The following is a 25,595-nucleotide window of genomic DNA, read 5'->3' as shown; positions in this document are numbered from 1 at the left end:
ACTGTCAAATTGCAAAAGTAGCAATTCATGTGCCAACGTTTATTTACGGACAAAACGCAACCGTGTCTCACTATTTCTTTTGAGCATGTTCAATTTTATGAACACTTCCTATCAATTCACGTTCAGAAATCGGCACACTGTTCAAGTATCTTTACAGTTATACTGTTACCTGCAGAATAGAGATTCATGAAGTGGATTGACCTCCGTGTGTAAAAATAAAAATGGCTTGATAGAAAGAAAAAAACTGACGTCTTCGAAAAAAGACGCCAGCTTTTTGCAGCTAAATTCAGATACTGTTTGAGGAAAGGCAGATTACATAATTCCTAACTTCTTCATTCTGTTGTATAACGTCGTTCTAGAAATGCCTAGGCGTTTGGCAGTGGATAATCGATTGCCATTTTCATTCAGTAACATTTGACATATAACTTTGTGTTCGTATTTTTCTAATTCATCTTGCAGAGTAGAAAGTGTATCCGTAAAGGTACTGTTGTCAGTAACTATCGAGGGGCCTGAGTCGTCACTAAGATGAACATGCTCGTTGGTGCTAATCATTTCGTCTGTCGAGAAGACGACTAGTCTTTCAATACTATTTCTAAGCTCTCGAATATTTCCAGGCCAATCATTATGTAAAAAGTCTTGGATTAATTTTTGGGAAATGACCTGAATCGGCTTATTATACCGTATCGAAAATTCGTATAAAAAATGGTGGACTAATTCGATAACATCATTTTTACGTTCACGTAAAGGCGGCACTTTTATTGTGATAACATTTAGACGATAATAAAGGTCTTCTCTAAATTTTCCTTGTTTAACGAGGTCGATTAATTCGCGATTGGTTGCTGCAATCACACGAAAATCAGCCTCTATTTGCTTTGTGCCGCCAACTGGATAAAATCTCTTATCTTGTAAAACTCTTAATAATTTGACTTGCAAATCCAATGGCATATCTCCGATCTCGTCAAGAAATAGCGTTCCCCCTTGAGCTAGTTCTAGCTTCCCCTTCTTTCCAGTATTGATGGCACCGGAAAATGCCCCTTTTTCATATCCAAATAACTCGCTTTCAAATAATGAAGGGGGGATCGCTCCGCAATTAATTGGGATATACGGAGCACCAGCTGATTCTCTGGAATCGTGGATTGCTTTGGCAATTAACTCTTTTCCTACCCCGCTTTCCCCGAGAATAAGAATGGTTGCGTTCGTAGCAGCAGCTTTCTTACTCATTTCGATTGTTCTTGCTATTTCTTGACTACTCCCTTTAATCCCTTGAAAAGGATCGTTGGCCGGCTTTAATTTGGTTACTTCTTGCTCCAAATGCTGGACCTTTCGAATCGAGTTAAATAATTCCTGATTTAATCGAATCTGGCTGGTAATGTCCGTGTCAACGGATACAACTCCAATGATCTTCTGTTTCAAGCGAATCGGATTGTTATTTACTAAAACGAATAGATCAGAGCGGGGTTGATGTTGATGCCTATAAAATGGCTTACCGTTTTTTAGTGTTTTCAGCATCTCCAGATTATTTACGTCAAAGTAATCTATAATTTTTTTCCCGATAATCTCTTGATGACTTATGGAAAATATTTTCTCGGCCTCTTTGGTCCAAATTTCAACAGTCTCTTGCTCGTCGATCACACAGACTGATGTGTCAATCGTATCTAATATCGTATCAAAATAGGCTTCCAAATATTGATAGGAGTCGTACAATTCCTTCAATACACTCGAGAAATGCAAATAACCGATAGGCTCTCCTGACTCATTTAGAAGTACTAGTAATCCATATTCGCTTAGCAAGGCAATTAATTTCGAGATCTCTTCGTTCTTACAAATGCTTGCTGTTTTTTTTAAGGGAAGGGAATGAACGGATAAATTCGTGGAAGGATGAGGCAGAGGTGAATCGATATAAAAGAACTCGCCTACATTATTTTTAACGAAAATGACTAAGTCAGTGTCCCCGTTTTCTGCAAGAAGCTTATCTGTTAGGGGACATTCAAAAACTTTAAAGTTACTTTTGATTAATTTATCAATGCTCGAAAATTTGTGCTTCACAAAAATTCCCCCTTCTACTAGTAACTAGTTGCTCCTGAATAAGTCCATTCCAAATATGGTTTCGGGGAGTGGCGTTCCTCAGGGGGCGGCTTCCCCCGGATTTCTATTTTCGCATTAGTTTTGAAGCATTTTCGCCGCTCTTTCCAGGATATGGGTCAGGATTCCGAAGCCGACCTAGTTTTTGAACCGGCAACCCCCCCGTACGTAACCTTCACACCATCCAGCAGGAGCGTAACATCTGTCGAATGATGGATATCGGATTCTAAGACACCGTATCAGTCCGAGACATGTTATTTGGAGAATAACAATTCCATTTTGAGGTTGCGAATTCCTTTTTTCTTTTGCCCATAAACTCATTTGAAGCGAGAAAACGTAAGGCAACTGCCCCAATTACTATTAACATTCTTACCCCTTTTTCATTTAAAATCAGTTCTCCAGCTCATGAATCCTTATCTACAGATGACCATTCTCCTCAATTTCTGGGAATGCAAAATAACCCAGATAGAGAAGAAAAGACGAATAACCATCTCATCACCCCATCTGGGTCATAGCAAAGTTTCTGAAGGCTTTTTATTCTAACACGCTCGACTTTACTTGGCAAAAATCATTTTAAGAAAATCTGAACATCTATGATACAGTATTACTCCCCTGTCATCCTAAAATCAAAGAGATACCCTATTATTGGGTACCTCTTTATTACCTATTCTTTTTCAGATGGTTTTTCAAAATTATTATTGTCCGTATTGTTCTAATTCTTCGAAAAGTGCATCGCCATTTTCTTTAATGCCATCCCTATATTTAGCAGGTATTTTACTTTCACAGCGTGTAAACCAATCATTAAAAACCTGTTTCCATTCTTGTATTTTTCTTTTTTCTAACAACAAGTTGGCATCTGTAGTGTATTTATGGGAAATCATTAACAATATATCGATATTTGCCAGAAGTGGTTGAGCAATATTATCATTTTTTTTCATCCAATCAGTTACGCTCTCAATTGTCGAAATAGAAAGCTTAATATAATCTACTCCAACATATTGTGCCAATTCATTGCCTTCTGGTGCCGTACTAAATATTTTCACTTTATAACCCTCCTCATGGGAGTTGAAAAACTGAGCGTCTCTTTTTAATAATAAACCAGCCGTTGCAAGTTGCCGCTGCTCGCTTGTTTGGCTTTCCTTTGGCGGTCGACCTAAAGCCGGTCCGTTTAGCCAAATGCCGTGCTATTTGCCGCAGTTCCGGTTCTCGCATGTGCGTTAGATTTGATCCGCCTGCACGACCGCCGGATAGTATCCCATGCGGCTGCGGTACTTACCCATCGTTTCGGTGAGTGTCGTGCCATCGTTGAAGTTGTCCCAAGGCATTCAATCAAGGAATGACGCTCGTCACTTCGAATACAAGATTTCGTTGCTATTTCTTGTGTCTTGTTTAACAAAAACAGTATTATCACCATGCAGTTCTTCCAGCTTGACTGAAAGTAGGAAAACACCGGGAGATCTACAGTTGGTATATTGATTTGTATTTATTTTCTAAGTACTCCACCAGATAGGAAGCATTTGCAAGCTCTCCTGTAACATCCTGCAGCAACTCATTCGGACTTTTCAGCTTGCCATACTGATAAATTTTGTCAACGAGCCACGAGCGAATCGGTGTAAACTCGCCGTTTTCGATGTGTTCATCGAAATTGGTGATCGCTTTCTTCAACGTGTGCAAAAATTGGGCCGAATAAACGTTGCCCAGGGAGTACGTAGGGAAATAGCCGAACAACCCGCTCGACCAGTGTACGTCTTGAAGTACTCCCTCCTTATCCGTCGGCACTTCGATCCCCAGATAATCACTCATTTTTTGCTTCCAAATCTCTGGAAGATCAGCAACCTCATACGTCTTGTTGATCAGGCCCTTTTCTATTTCATACCGAATCATAATGTGCAGGTTGTATGTAAGTTCATCGGCTTCCACACGGATAAGCGAAGGTTTTACTTGATTGACTCCACGATAGAACTGCTTCGTATCCACATCTGCAAACTGAGTAGGGAATTCAGATGTCAGATCCTTATAGAAATGATTCCAGAACGGCCGGCTGCGGCCGACCACATTCTCCCAGAAACGAGATTGAGACTCGTGGATGCCCATAGACGTCCCTGTACCTAAAAGCGTTCCAAACAGGTCAGGAGAGATGTTTTGCTCATACATCGCGTGTCCAGCTTCATGGATCGTTCCAAACAGCGCCATATTAAAGAAGTGAGGATCAAAACGAGTGGTTATCCGTACATCTCTGGAGCCAAACGTGGTACAAAAAGGATGGACACTACGATCGAGACGGCCTGCCTGGAAATCGTACCCAAGCTTCGCAATGATCCTGCGTCCAAACTCTTCCTGTTGCTTCTCATCAAAGAACTTGGTCAAGAAAGAAGTATCCGGTTGATGGGCGGAATTGGAAATAGCTTGTAGCAAAGGCACCGTTTTCTCACGTAGAAGCCCAAACATCTTATCCAGCTGAGAGACAGTCATCCCTGTTTCGTAATGACCTAGCAAAGTATCGTACACATTGTCACCCTTTTTGCCCCAGTAGTCGATAAACTCGATCTGCATGGCAACGACCTTCTCCAGATAAGGACGAAACATAGCAAAGTCGTTTTTAGCACGCGCTTGTTCCCACACGGTTGCAGATTGCGTGGTTAGTACAACATTCTCCTGATACCGGTCTACGGGGATCTTTTGATTTTTCTCAAATTCTTTCTTGCACTCCAGAACGCTTCCTCGTGTGACAGGGTCAAGCGAGGCCAAAGTATCAGGCTCGATTAGGTCGGCAAGATAGCCTTCCATTTCTTTAGAGGTTAAGAGTTTAAAATGTTCCCCAGACATAATACCAATCATTTCTGCGCGGGACTCCATACCTTTACTCGGTCCATTCACGCGCATATCCCAATCGAGAACGGCTAGTGTATGACCATAGCTCACAATTTTTTTGGCTAATTCACGAAAAGCGCTAACTTGTTTTTCCAATACGGATGACGTCATGTGAATCCTCCTCTTGTTTCGTTAATAAAGGCTGTAAAAAACGATTACCCTTGGAACAGTTACTAGTGCTCTTTAACGATGACAAACTGAATGGCATTATTTAATAACAATGTTATCTCTCCAAACAATTCTGTTTTCTTTTTTTAGGAAATTCGACATCTTTCTGTATGTTCCTCTTAATTCACAGCCTGAGCGCATCAGTACTTTCTTTGAATGTAATTCTAAGAATTATGTAAACATTGATCGAAATGATATAGTTTACTAGCCGAGGGCAACTCTATATCTTTCTTTGGTTCAGAAGGGTCTCAAAATAATAATCCGTAATCCCATTTTCGCGAAGAAGGAACTCCTTTGACTTCAGGAGTTCCTTTCCTACGAGGTACTTTCAATTGCCGTAATTTGATCTTATATCGATTTTGCCAAAATGCGTCTGATCTGTTCACTATTTTCTTCTCTGTAAATGCAGTCGTGATAATGAGGCTGAAGATAGTCGATCCAGCCTTTTTCTACTGCTGTTCGATAGTAATGGACTGCACGCTCCATCTCCCCAAGTAAATAAAACAGGCAAGCTGCATTCCAATACAGAGCAGCATCCCCATTCCAGTCCCAGCCCTGATCCAGAGCTTCGGCGTAGCACCTTGCTGCACGGGCGTAATCTTTTTCCACGCCATATTTCTGATCTCCACGCATATAGTGGTTTCCGTTTACAAGTAAATTGTTTAACGGGCGGTTCCACCCGAACAGGACTGAAAAATCTGCTTCTAGCTTAAATCCAACAGACAAAGCTGTTTTTTGTGAGCCTATATTGCTTGACCAGCATTGCCAGCCAACGCTTGTGATGCCTCGCTGTTTGGCAAGCTTGAGCGCACCTAGCGCGACTTTCCGCGCCCAACCCTTTCTCTGATAGCTGTCATCGGTTTCTATACCGAATTCACAAGCCTGATCGACGACCCAATCCGTCAGACACCAGCTAATGATTGTTGGCCCTTCGCTTGTGTCTTGAACGACTGCACAACCGAAGCCTTTTTCGGCAAAGTCATCAACAGAAGCCCAGCCCTGCAGAATTTCAGAAATCAAATCGTCCAATCCCACTAAATCCTGACGCTTCAAGAAAGAAGCATTTACTGGTACAATATCTTCCTCCAGGTGTTCATTTTGATTGATCAGATCGTGCCTATATGTCATTCGTCCGCTTTTCATCGGCAATAGCTCTTGCAATGCTGCTTCAAGTGCTGTTTCCCATAATCCGTCCTGTGGATAAAACAAGACATAATCCAGCTGCTCCTCTGTAGCCAGCTGTGGCAACAGCTCTTCCTTGAGCAGCAAAGCCGCTTCATTTAGAAACAACTTATTATCAGAACTGCCTCCGAAAAAGATTCCTTGTGGACTTGTCAAAATGGCTGCTGTTCCGTCATGCGCCAGAAACACTCTGCCTGGCAACACACCCGTAATCACACCGCGGATCGACAGATGATGTGACAAGGATGCAAATAAATGTGCCACTTTATGAAAGCTCTCACCGGAAAGCTCCATGCCCTGCTTCATTCTTTGTGCAAACATCATGATCTATTTTCCTCCCATAAGCAATGAGAGGTAGCTCTCTTACTAAATTTGCTTGCCTCTCACTTGCTTCTTGATTTGTTTGTCCGTATGCAAACATCATCACTCCTTTCAACAACGTAAAAAGATAGCATCATAGATGATTGAAAAGCCTTATGTATTTTCATTATGGATAAAATTTACAAATATTGCAAGTAGCCATTATCTTTGGATTTGGACAAAGGCTATCTAGCATTCTGTTAAACACTCCATCGGTATCCAGCCTTCTTCATCTGTACTGTTTAATTGACACCACCCCCATCCATTCAGCTCGCGAAAGAACCTGACTTGCTCTCCACCGCTCACCGTCAGTTCATGAGCACAATAAGCTTCCGTGATTACACCATGCTCTCCCTTTTTCTCGATGAATTGCTCGGGTACCCAGCCCTCCGACTGTCGGTCCAAGGTGTAGCAATATCGCCAGTTACGCCAATTTTCCGGTCCATCGTCCAGTTTACCCAATATGACCATCTGTCCAACCTCCAGACGAATTGGGTTCGGATAGTTTGATTGATGCGGAGTCCTCACGGTATATAATTTCACGAATGATATCTCCCTTCCATTTACGAACATACATTCTTATTATAAAAGAATATTTTTCATAAACGCAACCCGTAATCTGCGGCTCCTTTTTCTGTAAGCTGGGCATTTATGATATTCTTACATGCAGAGAGGCTACATGCATTTTTGCAGGAATTGGAGGAATCGTGAATGGACTTCTACTCACCGGACCAGTCTTCATCTACAGATGAAAATCGTGTGCTGGCACTGTATCAAAAGGTCATCGAGGGCTGGAACAAACGCGAAGCCGATCTTATGAGCGAGCCTTTTGCTCCAGATGGTGAAATGATCGGCTTTGATGGCACGCAATTTACAGGAAAAACAGAGATTCAGAAGCACCTGCAAGAAGTGTTTGCGCATCACCCGACTCCTTCGTACGTTACCAAAATAAGATCGATTCGGCGGTTAAGTCATGGAGCTATGATTTTACGAGCCTTGGCTGGCATGATTCCAGCTGGAAAAGCGGAGCTAAAACCAGAACTGAACGCTCATCATAGCTTCGTAGTGGTTCGGATAGAAGAAGTCTGGCAGGTTGTACTGTTCCAAAATACGCCTGCTCAGTTCCATGGCAGACCTGAACTCGTGCAGCAATTTACGAACGAATTGAAAACGATGCTGTAAGAAGCGACGGCGGTGGGCTTCCGTAGGAAAGCCACTTGGAATTTCATCTGTAAAGTTCCTTTCATCCTATTGATAAATTTATCGTTGTCTTCTTGGGTAAATGGATCTTGAGCGTGTTTTCCAGCTCGGTCTCCTTTTTCTCAGTACTCAGGGAAAAACCCTCTACCGATTTGGGCGAGGGTTTTCATAGGCAGCTCTTTCTATACTTCGGCTTTCCGCTTCTTTCTCAATTCATAACGCTCCTTCGCCTTCTCATGCTGGAGCTGCTCCTCTTCAGTCTCGGGTACAACAGCGGGGACGAGCGTCGGTTTGCCCTCTTCGTCCAGAGCAATCATCGTCAGATAGGCTCTGGCCGTCATCCGTTTGGTACCCGTTAACAAATTTTCTGATTCGACCTTAACGAATACCTCCATGGATGTACGATGTGTCCAGGTTACATAGGCTTCGAGGTTTATCGCTTCGCCTGTTTTGATTGGAGCGAGAAAATCAAAAGAATCGCTGGACACCGTAACGACCGGTTTACGGCAGTGTCGCATCGCGGCGATGCAGGCAATCTTGTCCACATAGGCCATCACTTTTCCCCCGAAAATGGTATTATGATGGTTGGTGTCTGGTGGGAAGACGAGATCTGTTAAATAAGTTCTAGACTGCTGAACGGGGCAAGATTGCACTAGCATCTGTCCAACTCCTCACGTTGTTATTGGCTTGTTGCAGACAAGCGATCGCGAACCGCACGTGTCGCTTCTACCATATTTTTCAAGGAAAGTATCGTTTCTCGACTTCCACGTGTCTTGAGTCCGCAGTCGGGATTAATCCAAAACTGCGATGCAGGGAGCACATCGAGTGCCTGTGTCACCATATTCTCCATTTCACCTACAGCTGGAACACGCGGGCTATGAATATCGTAGACACCAAGTCCGATTCCTTTGTCATAGGTGCAGGTTTCAAATACGGAAACGAGTTCCCCGTGACTGCGGGATGTCTCGATTGAAATCACATCGGCATCGAGATCACTAATGACGTCAATGAAGTCATGGAATTCGCAATAGCACATATGTGTGTGAATTTGCGTAGTTGGTTGAACGGATGACGTTGCAATACGAAATGCACTGACCGCCCAATCAATATAGCTCTTCCTGTCTTCTGGCTTCAGAGGCAGCCCTTCGCGCAAGGCTGGTTCGTCAACCTGAATCATGTGGATGCCCGCAGCTTCGAGCTCCTCTACCTCTTTTCTCAGTGCCAGCGCGATCTGCTCGCAAACCTCTTTTCTTGAAATATCATCACGGACAAACGACCAATTCAAGATGGTGGCTGGTCCTGTCAGCATGCCCTTCACTGGCTTTTCGGTCAGCGACTTGGCATAAACACTTTCTTTTACCGTCATCGGTGCGAGGAACTCGACATCCCCGTAAATGACTGGTGGTTTTACACAACGAGAACCATACGATTGTACCCAGCCGTTTTTCGTAAACAGAAATCCGCCAAGCTTTTCCCCAAAAAATTCGACCATGTCTGTTCGTTCAAACTCGCCATGTACCAGAACATCCAATCCAATATCTTCCTGAATGTCAATCCATTCCTTAATTTGCTCCTGAATGAAGGATTCATACTGCTCAGGTGACCAATCACCTTTTTTAAACTGTTGTCTGGCCTTGCGAACCTCTGTCGTCTGTGGAAAACTGCCGATTGTTGTCGTAGGGAGTAATGGGAGTTTCCAAGCTTCCTGCTGGATTCCTTTGCGCTCATGAAATGGTACATTTCTCGTTGCTGTCGTTTTATCCAGTTCTGCTAAAGCCTGCTTCACTTCCGAACGATTTCGTGCTGGAGACGACTGCAATTGCGTTAGGGCAGCTTCATTCTCAGCTATCTGCTTGGAGATAATATACTTTCCAAATCTGAATCCTTGGACTAATAGTTGCACTTCGCCCAATTTTTCGTCTGCAAATGCTAACGTCTTTTTAACCTCTTCAACCAGATCCGTCTCTCTCTCAACGGTCACTGGGACATGCAGAAGGCTCGATGACGGCTGCAACCACAATCGATCCTGCGAAACACTCTCTGTGATACTCGTAACGAGCTGCCATTTTTCCTCCAACGAAGAGCGCCAAATGTTGCGACCATCGACGATCCCGGCTGCAAGCACTTTGTCTTTTGGAAAACCATGCTTTTTCAGATTTGACAGATTTTTTTCTACGCCTTGTACAAAGTCTAGCCCAATTCCTTGGACAGGCAGAGCGACCAGCTCCTGGTACCAATCTACTGCTTCAAAATATGTCTGCAGCATGAGCTTCAAGTGTGGGAGTGCTTGGCTCAGCTCCTGATACACACGTGCGATTACTTGCAAGTCCTGGTCAGTTGTTTCCATTACAAAAGCCGGTTCGTCTATTTGTACCCACTCTACTCCGTGCAGCTCAAGCTCTTGCAATACTTGCTTATAGAGAGGAACGATTTGCTCAATGGTTTTGTGGAAATCATCCGGTGCATAGCCTTTGGATAATTTTACGAATGTGTATGGCCCCACAATTACCGGCTTGCCCTGAAGCCCGAGCGTTTCCTTTGCCGCGAGATACGCGAGGAGTGGTTTGTTTTCCGTTACAGCAGGTTGTCTGTCACCGAATTCAGGAACGATGTAGTGATAGTTTGTCGTAAACCATTTCGTCATCTCGCCAGCAACAGCTGATTCATTTCCCCGTGCCATTGCAAAATAGGTAGCGAGCGAAACAGGACCTCCATCATAATCATATCGTTTTGGAACAAGACCAAACATCACGGCCATGTCCAGCATATGGTCATAAAATGTAAAATCATTAACTGGTATCAAATCAATTTCTTTTTCCTGTTGCTTTTGCAGATGGCGATTGCGGATTTGCTCCATTTGCTTTACCAAATCGTTTTCAGCAAGCTCCCCCGCCCAAAATGATTCCAATGCCTTTTTCCACTCGCGCTGCTCGCCGATTCGTGGATATCCCAAATTGCTGCTTTTCATGAATTTCCTCTCCATTCTCTCTCATGTTTGAGTCCACCCACATAAAAAAACCTTTACCGATGACTTCTCATAGAGGTGCGACCGCGTTTTAATGGAAGGTTTTTATGCATTCCGGAAAAGTTTAATCAATGACGCTTCCGCATGGTGAAGCACCTAAACTTTCCTACATGATAAAAAGGCATCTCCAACGATCAAAAAGAACGTTAGAAATGCCTAATAAGCACTGAGATCACAGCATCCTAACACCTCCCTATCTCCCGTAGGTTAAGCAGTGTCGTCGAAACAGGCAGGTCTCCTGACTTGAGGATCATCATCTACACACGCCTTCCCAATCCGGTTGGATCAGTGGCTTATCGCTGTGTCGATTCCCCTCATACAGTGGCGGGACCGTGTCGGATTCTCACCGACTTCCCTTTTCATCCTTGCGTGATCTATCACCAAGGAACCTGTTCCCACTCATATCCAGTTGTAAAAAGAAAAGCATGTACCCCTAAAGACTAGCTGGCAATATCCTTTTCATACAGTAACATGCAAACCTTGTTTTGTCATGTCATACTTTTACTGAAAGAGACTTGTAATTGTAAAATTCTTACGTAACAACAGGGCCACTAATGCTCTACAGTAAAATCTTATCCACCTGATCAACAATCTTTCGAATAATCGCTTTCTTGGTGTTAAGGATTTCTTCATCATGTAATCTCCCTAGAAAGCCCAGCATTTCATCCTTGCTTGGCACTCCATAAACCTTTCCTTGTGTGGAATTGTAGGTATTCTGTTCACGAATCATTTCATCTAGTCCATGTATGATGGTCAGGCGATGCCGCGGCTCCAATTCAGCCCAATGATTCAGATCGTCCCAGGACGGTTTTGAAATGGCGAATAAGGCAGCCCAGCCATTCGTTGCAGGCAATCGACAATTCTTCTCAAGCCAGGTGATCACCCGATTGGATTCAAGTGCAGATAGGTGCCGCAATGCCTCGTAGCCTTCAATCTCTTCTCCTGAAGCTTCTTCTACGAAATTCACAAGGAGCTGGTATGCTTCATCGTGAGGCAAGCACCTTGCTGTTAAATAGGATCGGTCCACTGGATCTATCGTTCCCGGCTCCGTCCATAGTTCCCTCACCCACGCTTCGGCATCTTCTTTAACTGCTTCTCCGACGATCATACACAATGCTTTGGTTTCCTTTGGCGTGCAAGTGGATAACCGTTTCTGTACGTGATGAAGAATTTCGTCATGACGAAAGGATTGAAGTGCTGAAACTTCTCTGCTGTTTACTGCACCGTGGTACAAAATGTATGGAATGATGGAATCAAGCGACCCTCTGGCATCTTCAAATCGTAGACTTAAAAAGGTTTGAAACCATCCTCTCCAACGATGTGCTATATCCGTGTTTGTTTCAATCCCGTCCGATCCTATAAAGCATTCATACTGCCACATTTCGGCACCAATACAGCCTAGCTCTGTCATCTTGTTTACGTATTCCGAAAAGGAAGCAGCAAGAAGGGTAGCTTCATCTGTCTCATGATCCCAATAGACCACGGGTGCCTCACTATCATGTTGTTCATCCAGTGCTAAATAATCACCGTTACCCACATGAAAAAAAGTGAGTTTCCCTGCTAAGCTGCTGGCGTACTCTTCTTTCGCAATATCCTCGTCCCAATATTGGAGCCACTCCAGATTCCAGCCTACTTCTCCACTAAATATCTCTCTAAACTCATCCGGTAGTATGACCTCATCGGATAGCATCCATCGAAAATAAAGATGCTTGGACCACTCCATCAGCACCTGCTTGAAGTCTTTTGGGAGCTGGATGCCCAGCTTTGCTTCCACTGAAAGAATTTCCTGTTCGGTTGCGGGCGCGTCTGCTGTGAGTTCGATGATTTCGCCATCCGTCATTTTTATACGTTCAAGTATGGAAATCCACTGTTCGGTAAGCTCACGATTATTCATGATCCCCTCCTGCTACCTTTTTCCTCTGTCAAAACGAAAGACCTGCGTAATAAAATACACACACAAAATTTTTGATCTATTTTGTGTGTGTGTATGGTTAAGTCGTATTTTGTTTTATCAATGATGATTCGTGGCTAAAATGTAAAATCGTCGTCTGAAAGCGGCTCTACATTCAGTGTACGCACATAGCCATTACCTTTTTTCGAGAAGAAATCATGCTGCTTGGTATGCGTACGAATGCCGTTTAATACGATTGGATTGACTTCTTCGTCCGGGAAAAATGGATCGAGTCCCAAATTCATCAGCGCTTTGTTCGCATTGTAGCGCACATAAGACAAAACATCCTCAGCAAGACCAATCTCGGTATAGAGAGATGTCGTATACGCCTCTTCATTTTGATGCAGCTCATGCAGAAGGGCATACAGCTCTTCTTTGGCTTCAGCCTGCTGAGCGACACTGAGGCGTTGGAATACTTCCTGCGCCAATACGCCTACATACAAGCCATGAATACTCTCGTCGCGTACGATCAGGTCAATAATTTCGCCACTGCTTGTCATTTTTCCTTGCCCTGCCAGGAAAAGCGGATAGAAAAAGCCGCTATAAAACAGGTAGCTTTCCAGGAAAACAGAGGCCACCATCGCCATATATAGATCCTTGTCGGAATGAATCTCTTGATAACGAGTAGAAATGAGGGCAGCTTTCTTTTGCAGGTATGGATTTTTCTCCACCCAGCTGAAAATATCATCAATTTCTTCGGTCGCAGCCAATGTGGTAAAAATGCTGCTGTACGATTTCGCGTGGATTTGCTCCATCATGCCCATAAAAGCGAGAACTGCTTTTCTCTGCAAGCCATCGACATGCTCCATAATTTTAGGCATGCCCACGCCTCCCTGTATGGTATCCAGCAGGGTGAGGCCACCTAATACTTTTTTGTATGTATCCCGTTCAGCAGCACTCAGCTCCATCCAGGACATTTTGTCGTCAGAGAGTGGGATTTCGTCATCGGTCCAGAACTGCATAATATTCTGGTTCCAAAATGTCATAGTAAAATCGTCGTCTGGCCTGTTCCAATTGACAGCTTTCATGTGGCGTTCCTCTTCTCTATTTACTTACTTTTTTCTATACACTGCATGATCCGATCTCCAAAGCCTCTGACATCTGCCAAATAATCATAGCCTGGAGGTGAACCAAAACTGTTAAACATACGCACAGCGACAAGCTCATGGTGTGGAATAACCAGCAAGGTCACACCAGTATACCCAAGAATTTGGTACGAATCTTTTGGCACATGATCACCGATCTCTGTCAGGTTGGCAGGCAAATCCTTCACGAACCACAAATAACCGTTTTGCGGCAAATTCTTATCCCTTAATTCCGGGCTTTGAAGAGAAGTGGCCAGCTCGAACATTTCTTTGTCAACCACTTGCCTTCCATCGATCATCCCCTGATTGAGGTGGAGGTACCCCCAATAAGCCAACTCCCGCGTGGAAACATACATATTCATCTGGTCACCAGCCGTACTCTCGCTCGTTCGCCAGCTCGTATCGTTTGGCAGCCGGATGACGTCAACCAGCTTGTCATGCATCGTGCCGTACCACCCTGATTGCGTAAAGCCTAATGGCTCGAAGACGTTCTCAGACAAAACTTGCGCAACGGTTTTTCCTGTCGTCTCTTTCACGATGCGCGTAAGCATGTCAATTCCCGCTCCGCGATAGGACCAGCTCAAACCGGGTGCGAACTCCCTGATCAGCTCATCATTTTTCATGTGAAGACCGTGGGTATGTGTCAGCAAATGCCGTAGTGTCGTCCCATTCAGCAACAGGGAATCAAGCTCCGGCAAATATTTCATCACGGGATCGTCGATGGAAGAAATGTGCCCATGATAAACCGCATAGGCAACCGCAAAACCGATGTAGCTCTTGCGCACGGATGCCACATGGAACTGCGTGTCTGGCTGAATCGCCCGCGCATGTGCATCAGTACCCTGTCTGCCCCAATACTGCTCACAAACAATAGCACCGTTATGGATGACCAAAAATGCCGCCCCTGTCCCCACAACGGTGTTATATGTGTCCTGCACGTGAATGAGTGCCTCTTGGAATCGATCGGATTCTTGCCGCTTCAACTGCATGTCCATACCCTACTCCCCCACTCTTTTTTCAACATTTTACCATTGAGAGAGGAGGAGTGGATATTCGATTATAGTTAAACCGCGCAGCTAATACACTCTTCTACTGTCAAATGTTTGGTGCGTGTGTAGTAGAGCGATTTGAGTCCTTTTTTCGCCGCATAGATGTAGTAACGTGCCAGATCACGGGTCGAAATGTTACTGTTTACATGCAGTACTGTCGAGATTCCCTGGTCCACATGCTCTTGAATTTCAGCGATCAGATCAATGACTTTAAACTGATCGATTGAGTACGCCGATTTATAGTAAAAATAATTTTCCTGGGACAAATACGGCATCGGGTAGTACGTCGTTGAATTCGCATAGGTTCTGGTCTCGATATGCTCCACGATCGGCATAACGCTGGAGGTCGCGTTTTGAATGTACGAAATGCTTTGCGTTGGTGCAATCGCCAATCGGTATGCGTGGTAGAGTCCATGCGTTTGAACCTTTTGCTTCAAGTCAGCCCACTCCTCGGTTGTCGGGATGTACATGCCTTCGAAGAGCAGCTTTCCTTTCGCCGTACGTGGCTGATAATCAGTCGTTACGTATTTGTCAAAATACGTACCTTTTGCATATTCCGACTGTTCGAAGCCAAGGAAGGTCGTTCCTTTTTCTTTCGCAATCATCATGCTCATTTCTAGTGAATAAAAGTTCATCATCATGAAGAACGTCCGGACAAAGTCCTTTGCTTCTTCACTTTCATACGCGATTTTATTTTTTGCCAGATAGCCGTTCAGGTTCATAGCTCCGAGTCCAACAGAGTGCAGCTCTCGATTCGCTTTTTGCACGCCTGGAGCATTCTCTACCTTTGTCATGTCACTGACCGATGTGATGGCTTCGATGCCTTCATGTACGGATTCTTTGATCATTTTACGTTCCATGACGTTGGCAATGTTCAGTGACGCCAGATTGCAGCTAATGTCCCGGCGAATGATATCCATTTCGCCGTAGTTCTTGATATCGGAAGTCTCCTGCATTTGAAAAATCTCTGTGCACAGGTTCGACATTTTGACAGCCCCAATATCCTTCAAGGCATGCCCTTTGTTCGCATTTGTTTTATTCATGATGTATGGATAGCCGGATTCCATCTGGATCATGGCGATTTTGGTCAGCATGTCCCGTGCGCTCATCACGACTTTTTTCTTGATGCGATCGTTAGCCACCAGCTCATCGTACATCGCGTCCAGATCCAGATCATCCATATGCACGCCGTATTCCTTGTACACGGAGTATGGAGCAAACACCGTCAAAGGCTTGTTTTCCTCTGCAAGTCTGTAAAAGACGTTCGGTACGATCAGGCCAATCGACAAGGTTTTGATTCGTGATTTTTCATCTGCATTGATTTTTTTACAATCGAGGAACTCATTGATATCCCAGCCAAAAATGTTGTAATACGCTGCTCCCGATCCTTTGCGTTGACCCATTTGGTCCGCGTACGAGAAGGCATCCTCCAGCAGCTTGAGTACAGGCATAACCCCTTTTGCTGCACCCTCAACGCCTTTGATCGGCTCGCCGCGTCCGCGAAGCTTGGACAGGTTTACTGCCACGCCACCGCCAATTTTGGACAGCTGCATGCACGTACCCAGGATATAGTTAATTGAATTCAAGGAATCATCCATTTCGAGAAGGAAACAGGAAACCATTTCTCCGCGTCGACTTTTCCCAGCATTCAAAAAGGTTGGCGTCGCTGGCTGTAGACGCTGATCAATCATCGAAATTGTCAAGCGCTTGGCTTTTTCGAAATTGCCCTGTCCCAAGGATAGAGCGACGATTGCCACCCGGTCCGAGTACTGCTCCAGGTACATCGATTTATCGTTTGTTTTCAGCGCGTAATCTTTATAAAACTTGGAGATGGCCATATACGATGCAAATTGAAAGGAAGCGTCCTTTGCCAAACGGAAGACTTCTTCTACCTCCGACTCCGTGTACGTGTCATAGACGTTTTCGTAATAGTCGTTATCGATCAAATAGTCCATTCGCTCTTTGACACTTGCAAAAGTCAAGGTTTTCTCCTCAACCTCTTTCATAAAATCAGCGACGGCTTCCCGATCCTTTTCAAGCTGAAAAAATCCGTCTTCTCCACGCTGCATCAGTTGGTTGTTCAATTCAATATGCCGCAATTGCTGCCACCCCACTCGTAAAATGTTCCACATCTTTTCCTGTACCGGACAGTTCAAATTTAGAAATGACCGGAACACCGTAAAGATTTGCAATCGTATCTGCACTTTTGGCAAAGCTCGTTCCCCAGTTACGGTTCCCGCTTGCCGATACTCCCCGCAGCAAGGAATGGTTAGCTTTCAGGAATGTCGTCACTTTTTCAGGAACTTGCCCAAACCCGGTCGTGTATGTCACCAAGATGAACGGCTCATCCAACACCATATCTGGATTAATTTCCACATAGCGCAGATTAATCTTCTGAACAAATCTGCGAACATTTCCTGTTTTTGAATCAAAAGCGATAAGCATGTCCCTCATCCTTTACTGCGTAGATATTTCGTCCATCTTGGAAAACCTGGCGTACGCCATCTTTTTTTTACAGGTCGCTGAGGTTGTCCCTTATGAAATCCTATATGTACAAATGAAAAACGCATCCGACGTTTAAAATGTCGAATGCGCATAATGATACCAGATCATTTCAATTCGCAAGCGAATTGAGCGCTCGAACACTTCCCTATCTCCCGTAGGTACTACTGTGTGTCAACGGTTAGGCAGGTCTCCTGGCTTGAGATCCAAACGTTCCATTTGGCCTTCCCAATCGACGTAAATCAATCAGTGGCATTCCCTTCTATGGAACTCTCTCCTTACAGTGGCGGGACCGCGTCGGATTCTCACCGACTTCCCTATTAAGTCTGCCAAATCTAGTTGACAAACACCTATCCGCATCAATATGTAGTTGGTAAAACTTACTTTACCTCAATATATCGTAGTAGTCAAGCATTAAGAGCAAGTTCTGTTAGGATAGCGATTCTACTAGAAAATTGACTACCGAGACGACTATCACACCCTGACCTACCCCACTGAGAAGCCCAGTAACCACTCGCAGCCAGTTCGTTGACTCTCGCCACTTCTTGTATTGTGTGAACCCATCTGCCAGCATCGGCACTTGCAATAAGACCCCTACCAAAAAGGGCAGCGGCATCAAAAAGAGTGCCGGTAACATTAGATAGCCAAGTAAGATAGCCATGCACCGAGCGCATAGCGGAATTTGTTTACCATTCAAGTAAATAGAACGAGATGGCAAGCGGTGGCAGGGAATGAAAGAGAGAAACGACAGGGCTTTGGCGATTCTCATGAGTGTCCACCACACTCCAGACAATCCGGGGTATGGCATTCCAGACAAGGAAGGTCAGGCATGCAGTCGCAGCTGCTGCGCACTCTCGATCGATACCTTTTAGTCATCACCACTAGCAAGCCCAAACCGCCCAGGATCAATATCGTTCCCCACAGAATGACTCGATTGGCAAGCAGTCCAACACCTGAAATCACACAAATCAACACAGCCATGAGCAATAGATAGAACATACCTGATACTCCTTATGCCTTTTCTATCGTCTACAGGAGACATAACATCTATAGGTTGTCCCTTTGCTCTCCAAATTACTTGGTGGCAAACACAAAAAAGCCGCCCACACGCTGCAGGCGGCGTCCTTTTGCGCCCCTTACGAATTACTGAAGGGAGATAACTTTATTGATTTGGGGTAGCTCTTCGATGGCAGACACAACGGTTGGCGTGATTTCCTCATCGGTAACGGAAATGAGCAACGCATTTTTCCCTTTTTGCTCACGAGAAACATTCATCTTGGAGATGTTGATCTCGTAATCGGCCAGCTTTCTCGAAACATCATAGATCACTCCGGGGTAGTCAGTATGATGCACCAAAAGCCCGTGCGCTCCCGGATGAATGCGGCAGAAGCAGTAGTTGATTTCACTGATATAAACCTCTCGCCAATCCTGTGCGATTGTGTATTTATTGGCTCCGACACGTATCACAGCAAGATGATTGGCATATTCCCCGGCACTGTTCTGGACAGAGACACGCTCACCTAGTCCTTCGAGCAGTTGTTTTGTGATTTCTTCTCTATTTTCGTGAGCAAGAATACTGATCGAAGCCCCCGACAGTTCGGGCTCCAGACGTCTAATCAACCCTGCAAGCTCACGCAATCCAGCAATTTCGGTCATGGCGATATCCTCACTCTCCCAGTCGATGTGCTTACTTAGGAAGAATCCACTCTTCCGGTTCTTTTTTGATAGAGGAATGGTTCTCAGAGCGGAACCATGCCGTCAGATTTTGCCCATCCTTGGTGTAGTAAATACGATAAATCGTATTCCCTTTCCCGCTGTTTTCGAATGGACTTTCGTCTAACGGAACAACGGTAATGCCTTTTGCAGCGATTACCCCGCCTTGCTTCTGGATCACCTGCTGAATCGTCGCAATATGCTCTTCATTGGTCGAAGACATGCCCAATACTGCTACAATAGCCAATAATACTGCTCCTGCCAAAAAGGAAGCAATAATGATTTTCGATTTTTTTGTTGCATCCACCAAGCGATTCCCCCGTCAACCTATTTCTCTTTATCGATTAAACGCACTTTATCTATTGTGCCACCACCCAAACAAACCTCACCGTCATAAAAGACAACGGCTTGGCCCGGTGTCACAGCTTTTTGCGGTTGGTCAAATACGACCTCCACTTGTTGATTCTCCAACAAGTGAACCGTGACTCCCTGATCTGGCTGACGATAGCGAAACTTTGCCGTACAAGTAAATGTAGATGATGGCTGCTTTGCACTCACCCAGCTCACATCTGTAGCCAACAGACTGCTCGAATACAGACGGGGATGATCTGACCCCTCGCCAACGATCAAAGCATTGCGCTCCAGGTCCTTATCGACTACAAACCATGGTTGTCCGCTCGATCCATGCCCGCCACCGATCCCCAGTCCTTGACGTTGACCGAGCGTATAATACATTAATCCATCATGTTTGCCGATCACTGCGCCATCGACGGACTCGATGTTGCCAGGCTTCGCAGGGAGATAATTTTGCAAAAAGTCGCGGAAATTCCGTTCACCAATGAAGCAGATGCCCGTACTGTCCTTTTTCTTGGCTGTGTATAGTCCCGCTTGCTCTGCAATTTCCCGAACCTTTGGCTTCGGCAGATGACCGATTGGGAACATCGTCTTGGACAACTGCTCCTGTCCCAGCACGTTCAGGAAGTAGGTTTGATCCTTGTTGTTATCTACTCCGCGGATCAGCTTATACTCGCCATCGACGTGCTTCACCTGAGCGTAGTGGCCTGTGGCAATATAGTCGGCGCCCAAATCCATTACCTTACCCAGCAGTTCACCAAATTTGATCTCACGGTTACACATGACATCAGGATTAGGGGTGCGACCTCGTTTATATTCATCCAAAAAATACTGGAATACTTTATCCATGTATTCTTTTTCAAAATTTACAGTGTAATACGGAATACCAATCTGTTCACAGACGCGCCGGACATCCTGGAAATCATCTTCCGCCGTGCAGTGGCCGAATTCATCGGTATCATCCCAGTTTTTCATGAAGATGCCGATGACGTCATATCCCTGCTCTTTCAGCAGGTAAGCCGTCACGGAGGAGTCGACGCCGCCAGACATGCCGACAACGACGCGTGTATCTTCTGGTCGTTTCATGGTCTTTCTCCTCTATTCTCAAATTGTACCACTAACAGATTACCATGTTTCTCGAAACAAATCATGTTTTGTTGCACTTTAAACAAAAAACGCCTGTTGCTTTTAGGGCAACAGACGTTTGCAATCCTATGATTGCTCCGAGGACTCATCCTGAATTTCCGAACGAAATCCATCGATACTTTCTTCGCGACGTTGATTTTTCGCTTCAATGTTCGCTTTTTCCTCAGCTGAAATCTCGCCAGCATGAGCAGAAAGGTAATCCTCTGATTCGCGAATACTCTCTTCCGTATTTTGTAGCATTTCTTGCAGCTTTTCTACGTTGTCTGAACGATCATCCGGTTTCGGCATGTAAATAGCACTCCTTCGCATCACGATATGTAGGTACTACCCCATACATTGTGCGCGATACTGGAATGATTTATGTATGAATTAGAAGCGAATAGAAGCTCCGAGCTTCCAATGTCCGTCTGTTCGTTGCATCGATTTGATATCGATGATCGCGTCGTGATTGAGCGGACCATAGATGTGCGGGTAGAGCAAACCGTCCTTTGCCTGCTCGTACTTGATTGGAGAAGTGGTTTTGGTCTCGTCCACAACGAGCACCAACAGCTCCCCGTCAAAGGAAGGATAAACACGATCCGCTACAATCTCAAGCAGCTCGTCCCCTTTGGTAGCATGAATAAAGCCTTCTTGCTCATAATCTCGCGGTAAATAGTGCTCCCGCTTTTCCCACTGCTCCCAATACGTTTTGGGAACCATGCAATAAATGATGATATCCATTCTTTGGTCTCCTCTTCATCCCTACCGGATTGGCATGTATTTGTTAATGTGACGCATCGCTTTGTCGTAAAACATTTTATCAAAGTGCCCCTGATCAAATCTCCATTGAATAAAATTACTCAGGGAGTGAAGATCAACCCACGCGTCTTTTGCTTGTGGATTTCGGTCAGGCACTTCTCCTGTGACTTCGCCCTCAAAAACGAGCTTAGCCATTTCGGTAGGGTGCATCCCGATTTGATAGGCGATTTGGTGCAGCGCTATTTTCATGGAACCTCCCTGCGTCTTCGTCCTAATCATCTTTTCTCTCGTATATTTTGCCAGTCTTTTTGAATGCTGCCAAGCCCTTGTCGTGCAAAAAGGTTTCCCTTTCTACACTTGCTTTGGTAGAATCACAACACAAACTGCAGAAGAACAGTTAGGAGGCTAACCTACCATGTCACTAGACCATAAACCGCGAAAATCATGGTTCAAGCATAAACCGCTTTGGATACTGGTTGCTTTTCTCTTCTTCGTTACCTTTACCAACAGCTCTTATTTTGCCCAAAAGGCTACGGGCTCACCGCTGCTTTTGGCTCATCGAGGGATGGCACAGACCTTTCCTATGGAAGGAATTACGGATGAAACCTGCACGGCTGAACAAATTTACCCGCCTGAGCACCCTTATTTGGAAAATACCATCGCTTCCATGCGTGCTGCCTTTGACGCAGGTGCGGACGTAGTCGAGCTCGATGTCCAACCAACCAAGGATGGGCAGTTTGCCATTTTTCATGACTGGACGCTTGGTTGCCGCACGAATGGAAAAGGAGTCACACGCGATTTTTCATTAGCGGAGCTGCAAAAGCTCGATATCGGCTACAAATACACGGCTGACGGAGGGAAAACCTTCCCGTTTCGCGGTAAAGGCATCGGTATGATGCCCTCTCTATCCGAGGTGCTCCAAGCATTCCCGGATCGCTCTTTGTTGATCCATGTGAAAAGCAATGATCCAAATGAAGGTCAGCAGCTCGCGAACTATTTATCTACCTTGCCAACGGAACGCTTGGCAACCCTCACCGTTTACGGTGGCGATAAACCAATTGAGGACCTTCACAAAATATTACCCGAGATGCGCGTCATGTCCAAAGCTACCCTGAAAAGCTGCCTGATCCCCTATATGGCGATTGGCTGGACAGGTTACATACCACAAGCATGCGAGCAAACACAGCTGCACATTCCCGACCAAATCGCACCGTGGCTGTGGGGTTGGCCAAACCGCTTCATGGAAAGAATGGAACGCAATCAAACAAGAGTTGTACTCGTTGCCGGTAGCGGCGACTTTTCCCGCGGGTTCGATAGCGTAGAGGATTTAGCCAACGTACCTGCTGGCTTCTCCGGACTGATTTGGACCAATCGGATTGATCGGATAGGACCGGTCATCCATGCAAAATAATCACAGCCAAAACTGAAACTTGTGTCAATCATATTCGTATACGCTAATATACATATGTAAGGAGTGATTGGAATGTTAAAAAAGCTATTGGGTAATCTTCTTGGTAATCACTCGTCTTCCACCAGCAAGTATCGGAAATACAGCAGTAGCGACTACAGACATCGCAAGTTCAGTAGCAGCGACGATAAGCACCGGAAGAGTCATGGTTCTTATCATGGACAGGGACATTCCTCTTATGGAAGCTCTCACTACAAGAAAAAGCGCTCCAGCCGTAGCTTTTTTAGCAGTTAAACGACCGTTTAACAGTCGTGATTTCAGCCTCACTCCACAATCAGTATACTTCCACAAAAAAATGCAGCCCCCTTTCTACTAAAAAGGAGCTGCATTTTCTTTTTGCTAGCACATATTGATTTTTGTTACCCCGTAATCATTCGGTTTACTTGTCCAGTAATCAAGAGCATCGCTTGCAGAACAGGCATCATGCTCACGATATCCTGAGAATGAAAGCGAATCGTGCGCCCTTCAACCAGCTCGATTCCTGGCATCCAGCTAACCGCAGTAGCAAACTGCGACTTTGTAAACTCCACTTCGATGGTATTTTCAGTTCTTTGTGCGATCGGCTGAACGCTGCTGCGTTGCAGCAAAGAGACTTTTGCCTGATCGCGTATCATTTCCCGTGCCCGTACTGGATGAATGGACTGTGAAGACAAACCAGTGATCCCTGTTTTCACAGCTACGGTAAAGACACCTGGTATATCCACTTCTACTTCCTGCGCCGTTTGAGAGTCGCCGGTTACCAACACAACCGGAACACCGAAAGCCCCTGCTACGGCCGCATTTAGACCTGCCTCCCCGACCTCTTTGCCATTTAGAACAAGTCGATGTATAGCCAGACCAGACAGCGTGTGATTGAGCACCGCATCTCCCGTGCCTGCTTTCCCATGATAGCCAACAAAGAAAGCCGCATCGAAGCTATGATCGATCCCTTGCATCATGCACAGCGGTTTGAAAAACCCGCGAATCACATCTGCCTGGGGATGCAACTCTTCCAAAATGATATTCGTCATCGGTCCATGAGATTCATTGACGACGATTTGAGTAGCACCCGCCTCAAGCGCCCCTTCAATTGCCGCGTTCACATCCTGCGTCAGCAGACGTCGCCCTGCCTCGTAATGCCTGCGGCCAGGGATGACATCCTCCCACTCGCTCAAGCCAGAAATCCCTTCCATATCTAACGAAATAAACACCTTCATTCTAAGATCACCTCCTGATTATGATCTACGCTTCTACTTTCGGCATCTGGCGGCCACCCATCACGAAGCGCTTGACCTGTCCTTCCGAATTCCTTACAAAACGGACTTGCATATCTATGTTATTGCGGTTGAGCAAAAACGAATCCTCACCAATTGGTCGCAGAGGCAGAGCCTCACCCCCCGCAGCGAGTACTAGTTGCTTGTTCTCTTCATCAAAGCGGATTTTCACCTCATCGCCCTCACCAGATTTATACGTACCGTGGCTTTCCTGCAGCTGAGCAAGTGGCGCCTCATAAGTAGCAAAGGTCACTAACGGCGTTTCCAACGGGCGATCAAACAAGCTGTTTAGTAATCCCAGAACCAAGTTTGAAATCGGTGCATCATCCACGTTGGTCAATACAACCCCCGTTAACCCCGCCTCTGGAATGATGAACATCACCGATGTAATCCCTTTTAAGCCACCTGTATGCTGGATCAAGGTATATTTTTCATGGAATGATTGGGTTCCGAGTCCATAACCATAGCTGCGGACCAAATCGGTCTTGATATGTGGGGCAGTCATTTGCGTAGCACTTACCTCCGAAATCACTCTAACATCACCCGAGGCCCCCCCTGTCCGATACACATCTGCATAGCGAAGCATGTCACGTGCGGTAGATTTGAGAAAACCAGCCGCAAGCATTGAAGGGGAATCCCACCATCCTGGGGCACGCAACGCTTCACGCACGCCATCTTTCACACGTGGAGTGTATAACATGGTGCAATTGTCATCCGCACCCAGCTCCTCCACGTAAAAAACAGATCGATCCATCCCAAGTGGTTGCAAGATGTGCTCTTGCACATACTCTTCGTACTTTTTCCCACTTACACGCTCAATGATTGCGCCAAGCAAGCCGTACGCTTCGTTGCAATAGCTGAATTCGGTCCCTGGTGGTCCCAGGAGTTCATATGGGTGCTCGGCAATATACGTCATCAGCTGTTCATAAGTATCAATCGGTTCTTTGCAATCCTTTTCAAACTGTTTTAATAATTCTTCAGCCGTCGGGTCTGCTTTCAAGCTTGGCAGCATCGCAGGAATAAGAGCCGGAAGAGGAGGTAGACCAGGTGAATGCGTCATGAAATGATGAATAGTAACCGCCTTGGTGTGTGCTTCATCCCGGGTACGAAACTCCGGTAAATAAGTGACAACAGGATCATGTATGGAGAGCTTGCCTTCCTCTTGCAGCTGCATAATCGCCAAGCACGTGAATGACTTCGTGATGGAACCGATGCCGAATACGGTATCGAGATCAATCGGCGCTTTTTCTTCCCGATCGCGATAACCGAATGTTTTTTCATAAAGAAGCTCACCCTCTTTGGCTACAGCAACGATTGCTCCAGGTACTTGAAACTCATTGATCAGCTTTTGGGCATATGCTTCAAATGACGCTTCCCACTCATTCGTTTTCATCCTAACGCCTCCTTTTGTTCTTCTCGTTACTTCCTCATTTTTATCTTTGTTTCCT

25 protein-coding genes, 1 pseudogene and 2 riboswitches are annotated in these 25,595 nt (G+C 45.3%); of the genes and pseudogenes, 3 read left to right on the top strand and 23 right to left on the bottom strand.

All coding sequences use genetic code 11. The features are described 5' to 3' along the window. Nucleotides 1-312 precede the first annotated feature (312 nt). From ADS79_RS15335 to ADS79_RS15315, 6 genes and pseudogenes are all read right to left on the bottom strand, one after another. Nucleotides 313-1,935, bottom strand: coding sequence for a sigma-54 interaction domain-containing protein (locus tag ADS79_RS15335; RefSeq protein WP_409362439.1), 1,623 nt, complete (start codon nucleotides 1,933-1,935; stop codon nucleotides 313-315). 842 nt (nucleotides 1,936-2,777) lie between these two features. After that, nucleotides 2,778-3,125 carry a hypothetical protein gene (locus ADS79_RS15330; RefSeq protein WP_049739309.1) on the bottom strand — a complete coding sequence of 116 codons (348 nt, stop codon included), beginning with the start codon at nucleotides 3,123-3,125 and terminating at the stop codon, nucleotides 2,778-2,780. A gap of 63 nt (nucleotides 3,126-3,188) precedes the next feature. Further along, nucleotides 3,189-3,407: pseudogene (locus ADS79_RS36120) on the bottom strand (IS5/IS1182 family transposase); the annotation flags it as partial. Nucleotides 3,408-3,540: 133 nt separating this feature from the next. Then, complete coding sequence (locus ADS79_RS15325) at nucleotides 3,541-5,064, bottom strand: carboxypeptidase M32 (protein WP_049739308.1); 1,524 nt, start codon at nucleotides 5,062-5,064, stop codon at nucleotides 3,541-3,543. A 405-nt stretch (nucleotides 5,065-5,469) separates the two neighbouring features. Further along, nucleotides 5,470-6,627 (bottom strand): GNAT family N-acetyltransferase, encoded by a 1,158-nt coding sequence (locus ADS79_RS15320; protein WP_236699995.1) that lies wholly within the window; start codon nucleotides 6,625-6,627, stop codon nucleotides 5,470-5,472. A gap of 225 nt (nucleotides 6,628-6,852) precedes the next feature. Further along, entirely contained in the window at nucleotides 6,853-7,206 is a 354-nt protein-coding gene (locus ADS79_RS15315) for an SH3 domain-containing protein (RefSeq protein ID WP_236699994.1), read from the bottom strand. 168 nt (nucleotides 7,207-7,374) lie between these two features. Between ADS79_RS15315 and ADS79_RS15310 the strand changes: the two genes are divergently transcribed. Beyond that, nucleotides 7,375-7,845, top strand: a complete 471-nt coding sequence (locus ADS79_RS15310; protein ID WP_049739306.1) for an SgcJ/EcaC family oxidoreductase — start codon at nucleotides 7,375-7,377, stop codon at nucleotides 7,843-7,845. Between the two features lie 200 nt (nucleotides 7,846-8,045). Here ADS79_RS15310 and ADS79_RS15305 read toward each other — a convergent pair whose 3' ends face one another. From ADS79_RS15305 to ADS79_RS15240, 15 genes are all read right to left on the bottom strand, one after another. After that, entirely contained in the window at nucleotides 8,046-8,522 is a 477-nt protein-coding gene (locus ADS79_RS15305; RefSeq protein ID WP_049739305.1) for an acyl-CoA thioesterase, read from the bottom strand. 20 nt (nucleotides 8,523-8,542) lie between these two features. Further along, nucleotides 8,543-10,831, bottom strand: coding sequence for a 5-methyltetrahydropteroyltriglutamate--homocysteine S-methyltransferase (gene metE, locus ADS79_RS15300; protein ID WP_049739304.1), 2,289 nt, complete (start codon nucleotides 10,829-10,831; stop codon nucleotides 8,543-8,545). 268 nt (nucleotides 10,832-11,099) lie between these two features. Beyond that, nucleotides 11,100-11,296, bottom strand: a riboswitch (cobalamin riboswitch). A 151-nt stretch (nucleotides 11,297-11,447) separates the two neighbouring features. Continuing rightward, nucleotides 11,448-12,782, bottom strand: a complete 1,335-nt coding sequence (locus tag ADS79_RS15295; protein ID WP_049739303.1) for an SMI1/KNR4 family protein — start codon at nucleotides 12,780-12,782, stop codon at nucleotides 11,448-11,450. A 134-nt stretch (nucleotides 12,783-12,916) separates the two neighbouring features. Further along, complete coding sequence (gene nrdF, locus ADS79_RS15290) at nucleotides 12,917-13,867, bottom strand: class 1b ribonucleoside-diphosphate reductase subunit beta (protein ID WP_049739302.1); 951 nt, start codon at nucleotides 13,865-13,867, stop codon at nucleotides 12,917-12,919. 20 nt (nucleotides 13,868-13,887) lie between these two features. After that, nucleotides 13,888-14,919: a serine hydrolase domain-containing protein gene (locus tag ADS79_RS15285; RefSeq protein ID WP_236699993.1), complete on the bottom strand. Its 1,032-nt coding sequence runs from the start codon at nucleotides 14,917-14,919 to the stop codon at nucleotides 13,888-13,890. A gap of 68 nt (nucleotides 14,920-14,987) precedes the next feature. Further along, nucleotides 14,988-17,072 (bottom strand): class 1b ribonucleoside-diphosphate reductase subunit alpha, encoded by a 2,085-nt coding sequence (gene nrdE / locus ADS79_RS15280; RefSeq protein WP_049739301.1) that lies wholly within the window; start codon nucleotides 17,070-17,072, stop codon nucleotides 14,988-14,990. Continuing rightward, nucleotides 17,059-17,418, bottom strand: coding sequence for a class Ib ribonucleoside-diphosphate reductase assembly flavoprotein NrdI (gene nrdI / locus ADS79_RS15275; protein ID WP_049739300.1), 360 nt, complete (start codon nucleotides 17,416-17,418; stop codon nucleotides 17,059-17,061). The genes nrdE and nrdI overlap by 14 nt, the downstream gene beginning before the upstream one ends. 224 nt (nucleotides 17,419-17,642) lie before the next feature. After that, nucleotides 17,643-17,844, bottom strand: a riboswitch (cobalamin riboswitch). A gap of 61 nt (nucleotides 17,845-17,905) precedes the next feature. Continuing rightward, complete coding sequence (locus ADS79_RS15270; RefSeq protein ID WP_049739299.1) at nucleotides 17,906-18,244, bottom strand: DUF2085 domain-containing protein; 339 nt, start codon at nucleotides 18,242-18,244, stop codon at nucleotides 17,906-17,908. Then, nucleotides 18,241-18,474, bottom strand: a complete 234-nt coding sequence (locus tag ADS79_RS34950; protein ID WP_141261161.1) for a hypothetical protein — start codon at nucleotides 18,472-18,474, stop codon at nucleotides 18,241-18,243. Before ADS79_RS34950 ends, ADS79_RS15270 begins: the two co-directional genes overlap by 4 nt. Nucleotides 18,475-18,618: 144 nt before the next feature. Next, nucleotides 18,619-19,131 carry an ACT domain-containing protein gene (locus tag ADS79_RS15265; protein ID WP_049739298.1) on the bottom strand — a complete coding sequence of 171 codons (513 nt, stop codon included), beginning with the start codon at nucleotides 19,129-19,131 and terminating at the stop codon, nucleotides 18,619-18,621. Between the two features lie 31 nt (nucleotides 19,132-19,162). Beyond that, nucleotides 19,163-19,495: a hypothetical protein gene (locus ADS79_RS15260; RefSeq protein WP_049739297.1), complete on the bottom strand. Its 333-nt coding sequence runs from the start codon at nucleotides 19,493-19,495 to the stop codon at nucleotides 19,163-19,165. 20 nt (nucleotides 19,496-19,515) lie between these two features. After that, nucleotides 19,516-20,628 carry a tRNA 2-thiouridine(34) synthase MnmA gene (gene mnmA / locus ADS79_RS15255; RefSeq protein WP_049739296.1) on the bottom strand — a complete coding sequence of 371 codons (1,113 nt, stop codon included), beginning with the start codon at nucleotides 20,626-20,628 and terminating at the stop codon, nucleotides 19,516-19,518. Nucleotides 20,629-20,754: 126 nt separating this feature from the next. Then, nucleotides 20,755-20,982: a small acid-soluble spore protein Tlp gene (gene tlp, locus ADS79_RS15250; RefSeq protein WP_174769651.1), complete on the bottom strand. Its 228-nt coding sequence runs from the start codon at nucleotides 20,980-20,982 to the stop codon at nucleotides 20,755-20,757. A gap of 75 nt (nucleotides 20,983-21,057) precedes the next feature. Beyond that, nucleotides 21,058-21,408: a DUF952 domain-containing protein gene (locus tag ADS79_RS15245; RefSeq protein ID WP_049739294.1), complete on the bottom strand. Its 351-nt coding sequence runs from the start codon at nucleotides 21,406-21,408 to the stop codon at nucleotides 21,058-21,060. A gap of 21 nt (nucleotides 21,409-21,429) precedes the next feature. Next, entirely contained in the window at nucleotides 21,430-21,675 is a 246-nt protein-coding gene (locus ADS79_RS15240) for a hypothetical protein (RefSeq protein ID WP_049739293.1), read from the bottom strand. 166 nt (nucleotides 21,676-21,841) lie between these two features. On the opposite strand from ADS79_RS15240, the gene ADS79_RS15235 reads away from it, so the two are divergent. Both ADS79_RS15235 and ADS79_RS34385 read left to right on the top strand, forming a co-directional pair. Then, nucleotides 21,842-22,837, top strand: coding sequence for a glycerophosphodiester phosphodiesterase family protein (locus ADS79_RS15235; RefSeq protein ID WP_049739292.1), 996 nt, complete (start codon nucleotides 21,842-21,844; stop codon nucleotides 22,835-22,837). Between the two features lie 72 nt (nucleotides 22,838-22,909). Beyond that, a complete protein-coding gene (locus tag ADS79_RS34385; protein ID WP_084765894.1) occupies nucleotides 22,910-23,128 on the top strand; it encodes a hypothetical protein in 219 nt (72 codons plus the stop codon). Between the two features lie 125 nt (nucleotides 23,129-23,253). On the opposite strand, the gene ADS79_RS15225 is transcribed toward ADS79_RS34385, so the two are convergent. Together ADS79_RS15225 and ADS79_RS15220 are read right to left on the bottom strand one after the other, a co-directional pair. Beyond that, nucleotides 23,254-24,090, bottom strand: a complete 837-nt coding sequence (locus tag ADS79_RS15225) for a M55 family metallopeptidase (protein WP_049739290.1) — start codon at nucleotides 24,088-24,090, stop codon at nucleotides 23,254-23,256. A gap of 25 nt (nucleotides 24,091-24,115) precedes the next feature. After that, nucleotides 24,116-25,540 (bottom strand): serine hydrolase domain-containing protein, encoded by a 1,425-nt coding sequence (locus ADS79_RS15220; RefSeq protein WP_049739289.1) that lies wholly within the window; start codon nucleotides 25,538-25,540, stop codon nucleotides 24,116-24,118. Nucleotides 25,541-25,595 lie beyond the last annotated feature (55 nt).

Origin of the sequence: Brevibacillus reuszeri, assembly GCF_001187725.1 — a bacterium.
Classification (GTDB): domain Bacteria; phylum Bacillota; class Bacilli; order Brevibacillales; family Brevibacillaceae; genus Brevibacillus; species Brevibacillus reuszeri.
The sequence above is the reverse complement of the archived record's forward strand: the minus strand, read 5'-3'. Positions and strand labels throughout refer to the sequence as shown.

What these genes read in the sequence shown, in the direction of transcription:
- ADS79_RS15220 (WP_049739289.1), bottom strand. Translation starts at nt 25,540, where the DNA reads ATGAAAACGAATGAGTGGGAAGCGTCATTTGAAGCATATGCCCAAAAG.
- ADS79_RS15295 (WP_049739303.1), bottom strand. Translation starts at nt 12,782, where the DNA reads ATGAATAATCGTGAGCTTACCGAACAGTGGATTTCCATACTTGAACGT.
- ADS79_RS15225 (WP_049739290.1), bottom strand. Translation starts at nt 24,090, where the DNA reads ATGAAGGTGTTTATTTCGTTAGATATGGAAGGGATTTCTGGCTTGAGC.
- mnmA (WP_049739296.1), bottom strand. Translation starts at nt 20,628, where the DNA reads ATGAAACGACCAGAAGATACACGCGTCGTTGTCGGCATGTCTGGCGGC.
- nrdI (WP_049739300.1), bottom strand. Translation starts at nt 17,418, where the DNA reads ATGCTTATCGCTTTTGATTCAAAAACAGGAAATGTTCGCAGATTTGTT.
- ADS79_RS15245 (WP_049739294.1), bottom strand. Translation starts at nt 21,408, where the DNA reads ATGGATATCATCATTTATTGCATGGTTCCCAAAACGTATTGGGAGCAG.
- ADS79_RS15285 (WP_236699993.1), bottom strand. Translation starts at nt 14,919, where the DNA reads ATGGACATGCAGTTGAAGCGGCAAGAATCCGATCGATTCCAAGAGGCA.
- ADS79_RS15240 (WP_049739293.1), bottom strand. Translation starts at nt 21,675, where the DNA reads ATGAAAATAGCGCTGCACCAAATCGCCTATCAAATCGGGATGCACCCT.
- ADS79_RS15265 (WP_049739298.1), bottom strand. Translation starts at nt 19,131, where the DNA reads ATGACCGAAATTGCTGGATTGCGTGAGCTTGCAGGGTTGATTAGACGT.
- ADS79_RS15305 (WP_049739305.1), bottom strand. Translation starts at nt 8,522, where the DNA reads ATGCTAGTGCAATCTTGCCCCGTTCAGCAGTCTAGAACTTATTTAACA.
- ADS79_RS15235 (WP_049739292.1), top strand. Translation starts at nt 21,842, where the DNA reads ATGTCACTAGACCATAAACCGCGAAAATCATGGTTCAAGCATAAACCG.
- metE (WP_049739304.1), bottom strand. Translation starts at nt 10,831, where the DNA reads ATGAAAAGCAGCAATTTGGGATATCCACGAATCGGCGAGCAGCGCGAG.
- ADS79_RS15325 (WP_049739308.1), bottom strand. Translation starts at nt 5,064, where the DNA reads ATGACGTCATCCGTATTGGAAAAACAAGTTAGCGCTTTTCGTGAATTA.
- nrdF (WP_049739302.1), bottom strand. Translation starts at nt 13,867, where the DNA reads ATGAAAGCTGTCAATTGGAACAGGCCAGACGACGATTTTACTATGACA.
- ADS79_RS15310 (WP_049739306.1), top strand. Translation starts at nt 7,375, where the DNA reads ATGGACTTCTACTCACCGGACCAGTCTTCATCTACAGATGAAAATCGT.
- ADS79_RS15270 (WP_049739299.1), bottom strand. Translation starts at nt 18,244, where the DNA reads ATGAGAATCGCCAAAGCCCTGTCGTTTCTCTCTTTCATTCCCTGCCAC.
- ADS79_RS15320 (WP_236699995.1), bottom strand. Translation starts at nt 6,627, where the DNA reads ATGATGTTTGCACAAAGAATGAAGCAGGGCATGGAGCTTTCCGGTGAG.
- ADS79_RS34385 (WP_084765894.1), top strand. Translation starts at nt 22,910, where the DNA reads ATGTTAAAAAAGCTATTGGGTAATCTTCTTGGTAATCACTCGTCTTCC.
- ADS79_RS34950 (WP_141261161.1), bottom strand. Translation starts at nt 18,474, where the DNA reads ATGTTCTATCTATTGCTCATGGCTGTGTTGATTTGTGTGATTTCAGGT.